At 50.2% G+C, this 13622-nt stretch carries 9 protein-coding genes; all 9 read left to right on the top strand.

The window, feature by feature from the left end:
* Positions 1 to 5: 5 nt before the first annotated feature.
* Positions 6 to 2111: a chemotaxis protein CheA gene (locus tag EYS13_RS07040; RefSeq protein WP_227767297.1), complete on the top strand. Its 2106-nt coding sequence runs from the start codon at positions 6 to 8 to the stop codon at positions 2109 to 2111.
* The gene (locus EYS13_RS07035; RefSeq protein ID WP_227767296.1) at positions 2095 to 3156 is read left to right on the top strand and encodes a protein-glutamate methylesterase/protein-glutamine glutaminase; all 1062 of its coding nucleotides are present in this window, start codon (positions 2095 to 2097) and stop codon (positions 3154 to 3156) included. The genes EYS13_RS07040 and EYS13_RS07035 overlap by 17 nt, the downstream gene beginning before the upstream one ends.
* A 148-nt stretch (positions 3157 to 3304) precedes the next feature.
* Positions 3305 to 3598 carry a flagellar biosynthesis anti-sigma factor FlgM gene (flgM, locus tag EYS13_RS07030; RefSeq protein ID WP_227767294.1) on the top strand — a complete coding sequence of 98 codons (294 nt, stop codon included), beginning with the start codon at positions 3305 to 3307 and terminating at the stop codon, positions 3596 to 3598.
* Between the two features lie 10 nt (positions 3599 to 3608).
* On the top strand, positions 3609 to 4097 hold the full coding sequence (gene flgN, locus EYS13_RS07025) for a flagellar protein FlgN (RefSeq protein ID WP_227767292.1): 489 nt from the start codon (positions 3609 to 3611) through the stop codon (positions 4095 to 4097).
* Between the two features lie 109 nt (positions 4098 to 4206).
* Complete coding sequence (flgK, locus tag EYS13_RS07020) at positions 4207 to 5673, top strand: flagellar hook-associated protein FlgK (RefSeq protein ID WP_227767290.1); 1467 nt, start codon at positions 4207 to 4209, stop codon at positions 5671 to 5673.
* A 12-nt stretch (positions 5674 to 5685) separates the two neighbouring features.
* A complete protein-coding gene (gene flgL, locus EYS13_RS07015; protein WP_227767287.1) occupies positions 5686 to 6579 on the top strand; it encodes a flagellar hook-associated protein FlgL in 894 nt (297 codons plus the stop codon).
* A gap of 103 nt (positions 6580 to 6682) precedes the next feature.
* Complete coding sequence (gene fliW, locus EYS13_RS07010; protein ID WP_227767285.1) at positions 6683 to 7132, top strand: flagellar assembly protein FliW; 450 nt, start codon at positions 6683 to 6685, stop codon at positions 7130 to 7132.
* A gap of 6 nt (positions 7133 to 7138) precedes the next feature.
* Positions 7139 to 7378, top strand: coding sequence for a carbon storage regulator CsrA (gene csrA / locus EYS13_RS07005; protein ID WP_227767283.1), 240 nt, complete (start codon positions 7139 to 7141; stop codon positions 7376 to 7378).
* Positions 7379 to 7453: 75 nt separating this feature from the next.
* Positions 7454 to 13588: an IPT/TIG domain-containing protein gene (locus EYS13_RS07000; protein WP_227767281.1), complete on the top strand. Its 6135-nt coding sequence runs from the start codon at positions 7454 to 7456 to the stop codon at positions 13586 to 13588.
* The last annotated feature ends 34 nt before the right edge of the window (positions 13589 to 13622 follow it).

The raw sequence follows: 13622 nt of genomic DNA, 5'->3' as shown, positions 1-13622 counted from the left end.
GGAGAATGACATCTGATTTTGATATTTCCCAGTACCTGGGCATTTTCTTGGATGAAGCGGAAGAACAAATACAAATACTGGACGAATCCATCATCTTATTGGAGCAGGATAAGGAGAACATGGAACTGCTCAATAAGATTTTCCGGGCTGCGCACACCTTAAAAGGCTCTTCTGCTTCTATGGGTTTTGATAAAATGGCGCATCTGACCCATGCCATGGAAAATGTGTTAGACCGTTTGCGCCATAGGGACCTGGCGGTTTCCACAGAAATTGTTAATTTATTGCTGGAAGCTTTGGATAACCTGCAGCTCTTAAAGAACGAAATAGTGAGCGGGCAGGACCAGCAGGTTAATGTGGAAGGGGTAATTGCCAAACTTAAAAAAGCGGCCGAGGGTGTGGTAATTGAAACGCTTCCTGCAGAACCTGTCTCGCCGGCTGTAGATAAGCGGGCGACGGAAATTCAGACCGAGCAGGTAAAGGTGAGCGCTTTGGAACTGGACGATATTGAAAAAAACGTGATTAATTCTGCGGAAGTTAAAGGCTACCACATTTGGCATGTGGCGGTTAAGCTTGCTGAAGACTGCCTGATGAAAGCTCCCAGGGCATATATTGTATTTAATAACCTCAAAGATGCGGGAGAAGTCATTAAAACCATTCCATCTATTCAGGAAATTGAAGAAGAGAAGTTTGACCGTACTTTTGAGCTGGTGCTCATCAGCCGGGAGGATGCTGATACCGTTGCTAATATTATAAAATCAGTTTCAGAAATTGATAGTGTGGCTGTCGTACCGGTAGTTACGGAACAGGAGAACAAGGCTGCTGACCCGGTGATAAGCGAAAAGAGCGCAGTAGGATCTACCGGCGGGAAAAAAGCCTTCCAAGGCAGCGCGGCGGCTGCAAAAGTGACCCAAACGGTAAGGGTTGATGTACAGCGCCTGGAGAATTTGATGAACCTGGTCGGCGAGCTGGTGATTGACCGGACCCGCCTTTTGGATGTGGGCCAGGGACTGAAGAATAAATTGGGTAACCAGGATATGGTTGAAACCATGGAGGAGGTATCTGTCCATATCGGCAGGATTACCACCGATTTGCAGGAAGAGATTATGAAGGCCAGGATGTTCCCCATCGAGCAAGTTTTCAACCGCTTTCCCCGCATGGTCAGGGATTTGGCGCAAAAGGCGGGTAAAGAGGTAGACTTTATCGTTGAAGGCCGGGAAACGGAGCTGGACAGGACTGTCATCGAGGAGATTGGCGACCCTTTGATTCACCTGTTGCGCAACTCCATTGACCACGGCATTGAATCCCCGGAGGAGAGAAAAGCCCTGGGGAAACCGGTGCAAGGCACCGTGCGGTTGAATGCGTTCCACCGGGAGAACCAAATCATCATTACCGTTGAAGATGACGGTCGGGGGATTGATGCTGATAAGCTGCGCAGGAAAGCCGTAGAAAAAGGTCTCATTTCACCTGACACGGCTGCCAGACTCAGTGAACGCGAGGCCATCAACCTGATCTTCCTGCCGGGTTTTTCTACTGCTAAAACTATCAGCGATGTATCCGGCAGGGGCGTCGGCATGGATATTGTACGCAACCATATTGAAAAAATTAACGGCATCATTGATATAGAAACAGTGCAAGGCAAAGGTACCCGTTTTACCATAAAACTGCCTTTGACGCTGGCGATCAACAGATCTCTCCTGGTCTACCTGGATGAGAGCGTTTTTGCTTTCCCCTTGTCCAGTGTGGTGGAAATTATCAATGTGGAGCGCAAGAATATTCAGCGGGTGCAAAAGAGGGACGTAGTCCTGGTCAGGGGAGAAGTTCTGCCTTTGGTCAAGCTGCGCCAAGTGCTGCATGGCGGGGGCGCCCAGGGAGAATTGCCCGATAAGTTCCCGGTGGTTGTGTGCGGCATCTCGGAGAAGCGGGTAGGATTAGTAGTAGATGCCCTGCTTGGTGAACAAGAAATAGTCATCAAATCACTGGGCGAGTACATCGGACAGGTAGCAGGGTTGGCCGGAGCCACAATTATGGGGGATGGACGGGTTGCATTGATTCTGGACGTAAGAGGATTGATTGGACAAACAGGGGTTGAATCATATGCCTTCGCAGGTTAAAGTGCTGGTAGTAGACGATTCAGCTTTTATGCGGCAAGTTATAATTAAAATGCTGGAAGCTGACCCGGAGATTAAAGTGGTGGGCTACGCCAGGGACGGCCAGGAAGCGCTGGACAAAGTCCAGCGCTTCAAACCGGATGTGGTTACCATGGATGTAGAAATGCCCGGGATAAGCGGCCTGGAAACATTGGAACAGTTGATGTGTCAAGCACCTACTCCGGTCGTGATGCTAAGCGCTGTAACAACCAACGGGGCCCAGGCTACCATCAAGGCTTTGGAGTTGGGGGCGGTAGACTTTGTTACCAAACCGGAAAAAAGGACCGAGATAGGGCAGCTTGCCAACGAATTGCCGCGCAAGGTTAAAATGGCTGCCGGAGTGCAGGTGGCCAAGGTATGCCGGCTGAGGAAACCGGAGCTGTTACTTACTCCTCCCAAAACGCCCCCTAAATTTTTTGCTGCCAGTAAAAAGCAAATTGAAGTGGTGGCCGTAGGTACCAGTACGGGTGGTCCTGCGGCATTACACACCCTGATCCGCTCACTGCCTCCAGGGCTGCCGGCTGCCATGCTGATCGTACAGCACATGCCGCCAGGGTTCACTGCTACTTTGGCTCAACGTTTAAATGACTTGGGGACAATACCTGTCAAGGAAGCCGGCGATGGCGATTTGGTGCAGAAGGGAAGAGCTTTGCTGGCTCCGGCAGGCTGGCAGATGGAAGTGGTAAGGGAGGATGGCCAAGTGCGGGTTAGGCTGTCCAAGGAAACCCCTGTGGAGACACTCTTCAAACCTTCCGTTGATGTGCTGTTTTTATCGGTAGCCAGGGTTTACGGCGGCAAAAGCCTGGGGGTAGTGATGACCGGGATGGGCAATGACGGGCTGAGGGGCCTTAAGGCCATGAAGGAACAGGGGGCCTATGGGCTCGCAGAAGCTGAAAGCTCTTGTGTCGTCTACGGCATGCCCCGGGCAGTGGTTGAGGCCGGCCTTACCGATAAAGTTGTTCCCTTACCGCAAATTGCCGGGGAAATTATAAATTTTGTCAGCCGGTAAAAACGCAAAAAGCCCTCAAGTTTTTATATAAAAAGCCGATATAAATAATAAACCTCCTATATACGTAAGCGATTAGACGAAACTTGAATCTCATGGTTCAAAACTCTTAACTCTTAACTCTTAACTCTTAACGTGGGTGGTGTCTAGTGTGAAAATTCAGGGCCAAGGGCCGGTGAACGGCGCGAAAGGGGCCAAGATCATCTCCGCCTACCAAAAGGCGGGGCAAATCCTGAAAAACGAAAAGGCAGAGGCCGATTCAGTTGAGCTTTCCGCTGAGGCAAAAGAAATAGCCCGGCTGCAAAAAAAGGCCGGCAACATCCCTGAGGTACGGGAAGAATTAGTTAAAAGCCTTAAACAGAAATTAGCTGCCAATGCTTACCAGGTCCCTGCCGCCAAGCTGGCGGAAAAACTGTATGGGGAAATAGTACAAGAGAGAAATTAGGGTGAACGGGATGGACAAGAGTCTGGCTACCTTAGGTATGCTTCTGGAAAAACAAAACAACCTGGTGCTGGAACTGCTGCGGCTTGGGGAGGAAGAACTGCTGGCATTGAAAGCCGACAATCTGGACGAACTCCAGGAAATTACCGGCAAGCAGCAGGTGTTAAGCGAGCGGTTAGCAGTGCTGGAAAAAGAGAGAATTGCCCTGCAGACTGAACTGGCTGACCGTCTGAAACTAACCGGTCAACTGACCTTAAAAGAGCTGACGGATGCAGAATTGCCGGGAAGCGAGCAGGTGGCGGCCATTGGCAAAACTTTGAAGGAAAACTTTCTTAAATTAAAAGAACTGAACGAAACCAACAACCTGTTGATTCGCCAGTCATTGGCCTACGTCAATAAAATGCTGAGAGTTGTAATGACAAAAAGCCAGGCAACTTACGGGCAAAACGGCCAAGTCACCTCTTCTGCACAGCCAAGTCTCAAGTTGGACAAAAGCGTTTAATTATAATTTTGAATTTAGAATGTTGAATTATGAATTGTTTCGTTTCTTTTTAATTCAAAATTCATAATTCAAAATTCAAAATTAACTAAAGTAAGGTGGTTATAGAAACGTGTCCGGTACATTTTTCGGTTTTAATACAGCCTTGCGGGGCTTATTTGCCCAGCAAAAGGCTATAAACACTACAGCACATAATATAGCCAACGCCAACACGCCCGGGTTTACCAGACAGCAGGCGATTATGGAAACAACGGCGCCTTTTCCCTTGCCCTCCTTAAATAGGCCAGGGGGGGCCGGGCAACTGGGTACCGGCGTGGATGTTGCGGAGATACGGAGAATACGGGATCTCTTTCTGGATAAACAGATTCGCGCCGAGTTGCAGAGCCTGGGCCGGTACGAGGAAGAATGGAAGACCATGGGCCAGGTGGAAACCATCTTTATGGAGCCCGGGGATACAGGCCTTTCCAAAATCTTTGACGACTTTTGGCAAGCTTGGAGCGAACTGAGCAAAAACGCGGAAAACTCCCCCATCAGGACCAGTCTTAAAGAACTGTCGGTAACTCTGGCCGACAATTTAAATCACTTGGCCCGGCAGTTGGACACAGTCTACAATGACCTCAACCAGGTTGCTGCCATAAGGGTCAGCGAAATCAACGCCATCACCAATAAAATTGCCAGCCTCAACGGGCAGATTGAGGCTATCCAGGCTGCCGGCGATCAACCGAACGATCTAAGGGATCAAAGGGACGCGCTCCTGGATGATTTGGCAAAGATCATCGACTATAGTTACGAGGAAACAAACACAGGCTCCATTAATATTCAAATTAACGTATTGGATAATTCCGTCTCACCGCCTTCCGAACAGGCGGTAAACCTGGTGGACGGCAATATTGTCAACTTGCTGAGTTTCAGCGATGATCCTGCGATAAAAGGAGACGAAAAACTGCAGCTTACGGTTGCCGGTCCTCCCGACGTCGTTTACCAGGTGGTTGTTAAAAACGGCCAAATGAAAGGGTTGGAAAATACCAGGCAAAATGTTAACAAGTACAGGGAGGATTTAAATACCCTGGTTAGTACACTTGCCGATGAAATAAATAAGCTGCACCAGACAGGATACAGTTTGGGCGCGACTGCTCCCTCGGGTATCAATTTCTTCGAGTACGATGCGACAGACCCTGCACTGACTATAAGCTTAAACTCTGCCATCGCAAGCGATGTCTCCATGATAGCCGCTTCCAGTACCCCTGGCAGTGACAACAAAGGCGATGGGGAAATTGCCCTGCAGATTTACCAGCTCTCCAGGACAGCCCTGGACGGTTTGGGGAAATCTACCATTGGCAACTATTATAAAAACTTCATTTCCAGCATTGGGGTTACAGCCAACGCGGCAAAAACCAACGAGTTTAACCAACAAGCCCTGGTGGACCAACTCAACGGTCGCAAGGAATCAGTTTCAGGGGTTTCCATAGATGAAGAAATGGCCAATATGATGATGTTCCAGAGGTCTTATGAAGCGGCGGCCAAAATTATTACAACTCTTGACGAAATGATCCAAACGGTACTGGGGTTGAAGAGATAGAGGTGGTAATAAGTGCGGGTTACAAACAAAATGCTGCATACCAACTTGCTTAGAAATTTAAACCGCAATTTGAATATGATGAGCAAAACCCAGGAGCAGATGTCCTCCGGGAAAAAAGTGTCCAGGCCTTCCGATAACCCCATCGATGTTACCCTCATCATGGGGATGAAATCAATCCTCTCGGAACAGGAAACCCACATAAAAAATATGGAGGACGGCATTGGCTGGTTGGAAGCTACGGATCAAGCACTGGCCAATTTGGGAGAAGTAGTGAAGAGGGCTTCCGAGTTAGCCCTGCAAGGGGCCAACGGTACAGCTTCCCAGGACGCCAGAATAGCTATCGCGCAGGAAATAGGCCAGCTGATAGATGAAGCAAAGCAGATCATCAATACCAACTATGCAGGCAGGTACATTTTCGGAGGCACCAATACTTCCAATCCTCCCGTAGACGGTAGTAACCAGTTTCGTGGAAACAGCTCCAAAATGAACTGGGAAATCGGTCCCGGGGTAACCATAGCCATCAATACTACCGGGGAGGTGTTTAACGGAGGTACAGTAGGTACCCCGCCCTATGAGCCCCAGATGATTACTGTTTTGAAAGATTTAAAAACCGCCCTGGAAGATTCCTCCGGGGACCCTTCAGCCAGCATTGGGGAACTGGACAAGCAGATGGATGCGATTTTAAACGAGAGGGCCTCCGTAGGGGCTAAGTCCCGCCGTCTGGAAATGGCCAAGAGCAGGGCGGAAGAAGTAAATCTGGATTTGGGGGAATTAACTTCCAAGCTGGAAGATATAGATATTGCGGAAGTATCTATGACTTATGCCATGCAGGAAGCGGTTTACCAGGCGGCACTCATGACCGGGGCCCGGATTTTGCAGCCCACGCTGCTTAACTTTTTGCGCTAGTATTCGCGTTGCGGCAATCTCCCGTTTTGTTTTTTGCTCAGCAGCAGTTTGGTTGAACCCAAGTTCAGTGTCCGGAAGAATCATTTATTAGGCGGGGTGTGAAATGCAGATCTACAACCGGCAGTTAGGCGAAGTCGAGGTTTTACCGCAGGATGTTTATGCTTTTGAGGAGGGGCTTCCCGGTTTTGAAACGCTGCAAAAATTTGCTTTGTTGCCATTTGCAGGCTCCCCTTATTTTCATTGGCTCCTTTCCCTGGAAGATTCCAATGTGGGCTTTTTAACGGTGGACCCTTTCCCGTTTTTCCCGGGATACCATGTGGATCTGGGTGAAGAACTGCTGCAAAAGCTTAAAATAACCGACCGCCGGCAAGTGGCAGTTTATAATATTCTTACGGTGCCGGAAAGTGTGGCCTTAACCACGGCTAACCTTGCCGGGCCTTTAGTATTTAATTTGCAGCACAAACTGGCCAAGCAGGTTATCCTGGATAATTCCAAATACCATACCAAGCACCAGCTTTTTACGACCAGACAGGCTGCTTCGGAAAGCCGGTGAAGCCTGATGTTGGTACTTACCAGAAAAAAGGACCAGGCCTTGCTATTAGGCGAAAATATCAAAATAACGGTCCTCAGCATAGAAGGGGATAAAGTTAAATTGGGCATCGAAGCCCCCGCTTCTGTCGGCATTTACAGGCAGGAAATATATGAGGAAATTAAAAAGGAAAACGCTGAAGCTGCTTTAATCAACAAGGATGCTTTGCAAACCATCCTGCAGATTGTTCAGACCAAAAAAGAAAATTAACTACCTCGTTGCAGGTAGTTTTTCAATATCTATAGCTGCAAAATTGCTCATCGGGCGACTTGACGAGGTGTTGATATGCTAAAAAGGAACAGGTTGATAGCTTACCTTTTGCTTATTTTCCAAATGTTTACACTTTTTCCCGGTTTTACTCCCCGGGCATTTGCCGCAAGCCCGCCTAGTATAACGGGGGTTAGCCCCAGTTCCGGGCCTTTAACGGGAGGTACGGAGGTGACTATTACCGGGAGCAGTTTTAGTACGGTGGGTTTAGCCGTCTATTTTGGCGATGTGGTTGTACCCGACTCCAATTACATTTCCAAAAGTACGACTAAAATTGTCCTAAAAACCCCAGCCTACGCTAACCCTGCCCAAGTGGACGTCAGGGTCGTAAACCAGGACCTGCAATCTGCGGTAAAGGCGAACGCTTTCACCTACGTGAGCGTGCCCAGTATTGAAGAAGTGACAGATCTTAACGGCAGCAAGCCTGCCGAAGACTCCACCATAGGGGGTAAGCAGATCAAAATCATCGGCCAAAATTTCATGGACGGAGCCAGGGTTTTTCTGGGCGGCGTGGAGGCCCTCAACCCAACTGTCAACAGCGCCAAGACGGAGATAACGGCTACTGTTCCTCCCAACGCCAATATTGTTTTTCCCGCGGAAGTGACGAAACTGGCGGTAACTGTGGAGGTAGTCAATCCCGATGGCGGCAAAGCCACCCTGAGCGCCACCGATAAAACATTTTACTATCGAAAAAGTGTGCCCGATTTTACCACTGTCACCCCGTCCAAAGGGAATAGAGGTACAAAGGTAACTATTAGCGACGGGGCCAACGGAGAGTTTTTCCCCGACTCAAGCAAAATAGATGTGCTCTTTGGCAGTGAACGGGGCGACGGGATTGTGGTCAGCGGTAAAACCCTCACGGTCAATGCTCCTGCCGGCAGCGGCACGGTGCAAATTACGGTGAAAAACCCCGACGGAGGGGCATGGACATATGGCACCTTTGAGTATGTGTTGCTGCCGGAAATTACCGGGATCATTCCCAATTCAGGGCAAGTGGGCGACAAGGTAATCATTACAGGACTCAATTTCTCTACAATTTCAAATGGTGACCCGGCCAATCTGCAGGTGTTGTTCGGCAGTCAGTCTGCCACATTTACCATTAAAGATGACAACACTTTGGAAGTTACCGTTCCTCCCGGTAACACAGGTACGGTAGATGTGAAAGTTGCCAAAACGGATGACCCTGAGATTTCCTACACCGTTACCGACGGTTTTATTTACACGACTAAGAGCAACCCGGTGATTACCAAAATTACGCCTAACGCAGTGAGCCCGGAAGGCGGTACAGAGGTCCTCATCGAGGGTTCCGATTTTTTAATCAATGCCCAGGGCAAAAAGCCAGAGGTGTATTTCGGGACTGTAAAAGCCGATGAGGATAAGGTCACTGTGGAGAGCGTTTCCAGGCTGAGGGTAATTACTCCTTTTTACCCCTATGGAACGGGCAAAGTGAATGTGCATGTTGTAAACTGGGACGGGCAAAAAAGCGACACCTCTACCGTCAATTTTGAGTTTAAGCAGTCTGTGGGTATCACGGAGGTAACTCCCAGCAAGGGTTCAGTGCTAGGGGGAACACCCGTAACCATCACCGGCTATAACTTCCCTTACGGGGAACCTGATGTGACAACTGCTGTCTATATCGGCAACAACGAGGTACCCCAAGGGGATATTAAGGTGGAAAGCCCCACACGCATAACCATCACCACTCCCAAAGGCTGGCTTGGGGGCAGCAGCAGCATGTCCTTTGACGTGACGGTTTTAGTGAAGAGAACTGATGTGACGGAAAAAGCCGTCTTAAAAAACGGCTTCACTTACATCCGCCCGGAGAGCAGTCCAAAACTTATGAGCATTATCAACCCGGCAACCGGTGATGCTACGGGACCTAAGGCAGGAGGGGTTACGGTCTATGTGTATGGAGAGGATATCCGGGACGGGGCCCAGATCTATTTCGGGGCCATTGTTGACGATTATAAATTGGTATTCAGGCAGGAGGATATCGAATGGATAGGTTCCACCTTCCGGGTTAAAGGCCAACTGCCCGCCGTAGCCACCCCGGGACCTTATGATGTGGTGCTGGTGAACCCCGACGGGGCTACCGCCGTGCTCAAAAATGGCTTTACTTTTAAAGGCACCAACATGTGGCTTTCCACTGTCACCCCCAATACTGGACCTACTGCCGGTGGAACCCAGGTCACTCTTTTTGGCGCCAACTTCAACGAGGGAAATGAGATACCCCAGGTGCTGTTTATCGATGAGCAGGACCCGGCGAACCGGGCCGTTTTGCCGGCGGATTCCGTCCAGGTTTCCGCCGATGGCAAGGTAATTACCGCCGTCACTCCGAAATTTACCCCCGGGGTCAAGCGGGTAGTGGTGCGAAACAGCTTCGGGGAAACTACCAACCCGGTCTATTTTACCTATCAACTGGGTGAATACCGGCCTGTAATCGATGCAGTCTACTCCCTCGATGAAAACGGGGAAATGCCCGGCACTGCCCAGGGACCGGTAACCGGGGGCACAAAAATCGTCATCTATGGGGAACAGTTTGCTACGGGATTAACAGTGCTGGTGGGTGGCAAGCCGGCTTCTGACGTGGTGGTGGAAAGTTCGGGCAAAATCAGCGCTGTTACGCCCCCCTGCACCGGCGAACCCGGTTTAAAAGAGGTAGTAGTAACGAACAGGATCTACGATCCCGGCGACGGCCAGTACGATGAGTATTCCGCTGTCAAAAAAGATGCCTTTTTCTATTATTCCAGTCCGGTGATTACCGGCGTAAGCCCTAAAAAAGCGTCAATCTATGGCGGCAATGTCATCACCGTGACAGGAGAGCAGTTTTATCCCGGCGCCAGGGTGCAGCTTAGTACCGTATCGGGTCAAGTTTACGACCTGGCGGCTCCCAGCGTTAAAGTGGTGGACCAGACTACCATTAAATTTAGGGTCCCCACCTTTACCGAAGCTGACGCAGGAGCTGTCTCCATCAAGATAGTCAATAGCGACGGAGGCTCCGCCCAGTGGGACGATTTCAGGCTGCAAAAACCTCAGGGTAAAGTAGAGATCTATCAGATTACACCCCACGAAGGCCCGGAAACGGGCGGAACGCCGGTAGTGATTACCGGTGAGGGCTTTAACCCCGATGCAGCTGTATATTTTGGCTGGGAACCGGCTAGAAGTGTGGAAGTTATCAGCCCCAATGAAATCCGGGTCGTTACTCCGCCTAACTTGCCCGGTCTTTATGACGTTACAGTGAGCAATCTAGATGATACTTCTACGGCGGTGAAAGCCGGTGGCTTCGAGTACAAAACGCCAAAGACATCACCAAAAATTACAGGCGTGTACCCTAACACAGGGCCCAAGGCCGGTGGCACCAAAATCAAAATTACGGGCCAGGACTTTTGGCCCGGAGCCCAGGTATTTATCGGGCCTTACCAAGCAAGCGAGGTGCAGTGGGAGGGCAGCCGCACTTTAACCGCCATAACCCCTGCCGGTGACATCGGAACCTACGATGTGATGGTGATCAACACCGACGCCAGCGTAGCCCTGCTAAAAGGCGGTTTCACTTATAAAAGTCCCGGGAGCAGTCCCCGGATTACGGCCATCAGCCCTGCTAAAGTGCCGACCACCGGGGGGACAGATGTTTTGATTACCGGTGTTGACCTGCGCAAAGGGGTAAAAGTCCTCTTTGATACAACTGAAGTAAACATTGTCGAGTTTGATGAAGCGCAAGGGCTAATCCGGGTGAAAGCGCCGGCCCATGAAAAAGGCAAAGTTGATGTAACAGTGCTCAACAGTGACGGCGGGCTGGACCAGTGGTTTGCTGCCATCGAATACGCACTGCCCGAAAGCGAACCGAAAATAACAGGTTTGGACCCGGTTAAGGGAAGCGTGGCCGGTGGCACCTGGGTTACCATTACCGGCGATGATTTCAGGGTTGGCTCTTGGGTCTACTTCGGCGGAAAGCCTGCTGCGGACGTGGTCCTGGAGCGTTATGACCGGCTTACGGCGCTAACTCCCCCGGGTAAAGCGGGGAAAGTGGATGTGACCGTGACCAATTCAGTCTATTTAGGCAGTTTCACTCTAAAAAATGCTTTCGAGTATGTGACTTCCGTTCCGCAGATTATTTCTCTGGCGCCTGACCAGGGCAGTTACCTGGGAGGTACCTTGGTGACAATTACCGGAAAGGACTTTGTGCCGGGAGCAAAAGTCTTGATCGGGGAACGGGAGGCTACTGTAGTCGGAACCGTATCCCCAGACAGCATTACAATATTAACCCCGGCTTCCGGGGATCCTCCTCTGCCCAGCCAGGTTGGCTATAAAGAAGTAAAAATAGTCAACCCTGACGGTGCTGTTGCCCTGAAAAAAGAGGGATTTCGCTATCTCTATCCAGACAGCAACCCCTCTATCCATAGCATCAGCCCCGACAGGGGGTCTACTGCCGGCGGCATGCCGGTGGTAATTACGGGGACTGATTTTCGGCAGGGGGCCAAAGTTATTATCGGGGGAAAAGAAGCCGTTGTCATTTCCGTGGATGATACGGCAGGTGAGGGAAAAGCCCAAATTGTGGCCAAAACCCCTCCCCACACCGAAGGTGCTAAAAATGTAGTAGTCATCAATTATGATGGTGCCAGCGCCATTAAAGAAAACGGATTTATCTATGAAAAGCCCTTGAGCTTTCCGGAAATAACGGAAATAAAACCAAGCCAGGGTCCGACCCTCGGTCGCACATCGGTAACAATTACGGGGAATTGGTTTAAAGATACCGGTGCCAACGGCGAGAAAAAGGAGGTCCGGGTCTGGTTCGGCAATTACCCGGCAACCAACGTAAGGCTGGTGGACTATAGAACTATAACCGCTGAAACGCCCCCCGGGCAGGAAGGGTTTGTGGATGTGCTGGTGCTGAACGCCGATATGGGGCAGGCCGTCAAACCAAAGGGATTTAAATATATAAAAGTTACTCCGCCGGAAATTACGAAGGTTGAACCTGCTGAAGGTCCTTCCACCGGTGGAACGGGCATTACCATTACGGGGCAAAACTTCAGCCCCGGGGCCCAAGTCTATATCGGGGGAGCCCAGGCCCGGGATGTAACCGTAGAGGGCAAAACCATTCTAAAAGCGGTAACTCCTGCAGGTCCCGAAGGCTGGCAGGAGGTAAGGGTAGTCAACCCCGACGGAGGTTGGAACAGCCTGGAGCAGGGTTTCTACTACTACAAACCCCGCAGTGCTCCTGATACTCCCATGGGTTTGGACGCCAGTGCCAAGGATTACGATACTATAGAACTATCATGGTATCCGGTTGATTTTGTCAACAATTATGAAGTATACATCAGCACCGGTTCCACAGGACAGTATCGCTTTTTGGACCAGGTCAACGGCACCGACCCTTTGAATCAGATCAGGGGCAAAATCAGATACTACGCCACCAGGCTGAAACCCGATACCAGGTATTACTTTAAAGTGCGGGCAGTCAACGAGCTGGGGCTCTCCGACATGACCGGATATGCTTCGGCCGTTACCAAGGATAACGCACCCGATGGCTACCGCTCCATACCCGAACCGGACGAGGTTATTTTTAGCTCCGGAACAGACGCTGTGGAAGTTGTGGTACCCAGTGCCAAGGCTCTCTCCAAAGCCGGGCAGGTAGTCGACCTGCGCTCCAAGGAATATGACAGGCCCCTGCTGGTGATTAAGTTTAATGGGGCAGCGCTGGCGGAAGCAAGTTCCGATATTTTCATCACCAGCAAGTGGGGGACGCTAAGCTTTAAGCCCAAGAGCATTCTGGCACCCCAGCACTGGAACAGCAGTTCAGCCAAGTTAAAGGATGTTTATTCCAACCTGGTAATTGCCGATCTGGGCCAACGGGAGGCAGAAAGGGCCATAAGGAGTCTCCCCAAAAATGCCAAACTGCTGTCGGGCATCTACAGCATCGGCTGGGAAAAGCAGGAAGGGAAGCAGAAAACTGCCATGGGACTTTTCTTCGATGAGCTAACTCTATATCTCCGGTATGCAGAAGCAAGTCTTCCGGCGGGCAAAGAAGCGCGGCTTTACATATACAATGATTCCCTTGGTAAGTGGGAGCAGGCTGAGACAGTGAAGGGCTTAAATACCTCCACCATTATCTTTAAACCTGTTAAACCGGTAAAATTAGCGCTGATTGCCCAGTAATAAGATTAAATTCTAGTTATTTTGCATAGCTCGG

The sequence above is a fragment of the Zhaonella formicivorans genome, assembly GCF_004353525.1.
Taxonomy (GTDB): Bacteria; Bacillota; DUOV01; order DUOV01; family Zhaonellaceae; genus Zhaonella; species Zhaonella formicivorans.
The sequence above is the reverse complement of the archived record's forward strand: the minus strand, read 5'-3'. Positions and strand labels throughout refer to the sequence as shown.

What these genes read in the sequence shown, in the direction of transcription:
- EYS13_RS07035 (WP_227767296.1), top strand. Translation starts at nt 2,095, where the DNA reads ATGCCTTCGCAGGTTAAAGTGCTGGTAGTAGACGATTCAGCTTTTATG.
- EYS13_RS07000 (WP_227767281.1), top strand. Translation starts at nt 7,454, where the DNA reads ATGCTAAAAAGGAACAGGTTGATAGCTTACCTTTTGCTTATTTTCCAA.
- fliW (WP_227767285.1), top strand. Translation starts at nt 6,683, where the DNA reads ATGCAGATCTACAACCGGCAGTTAGGCGAAGTCGAGGTTTTACCGCAG.
- flgN (WP_227767292.1), top strand. Translation starts at nt 3,609, where the DNA reads ATGGACAAGAGTCTGGCTACCTTAGGTATGCTTCTGGAAAAACAAAAC.
- EYS13_RS07040 (WP_227767297.1), top strand. Translation starts at nt 6, where the DNA reads ATGACATCTGATTTTGATATTTCCCAGTACCTGGGCATTTTCTTGGAT.
- csrA (WP_227767283.1), top strand. Translation starts at nt 7,139, where the DNA reads ATGTTGGTACTTACCAGAAAAAAGGACCAGGCCTTGCTATTAGGCGAA.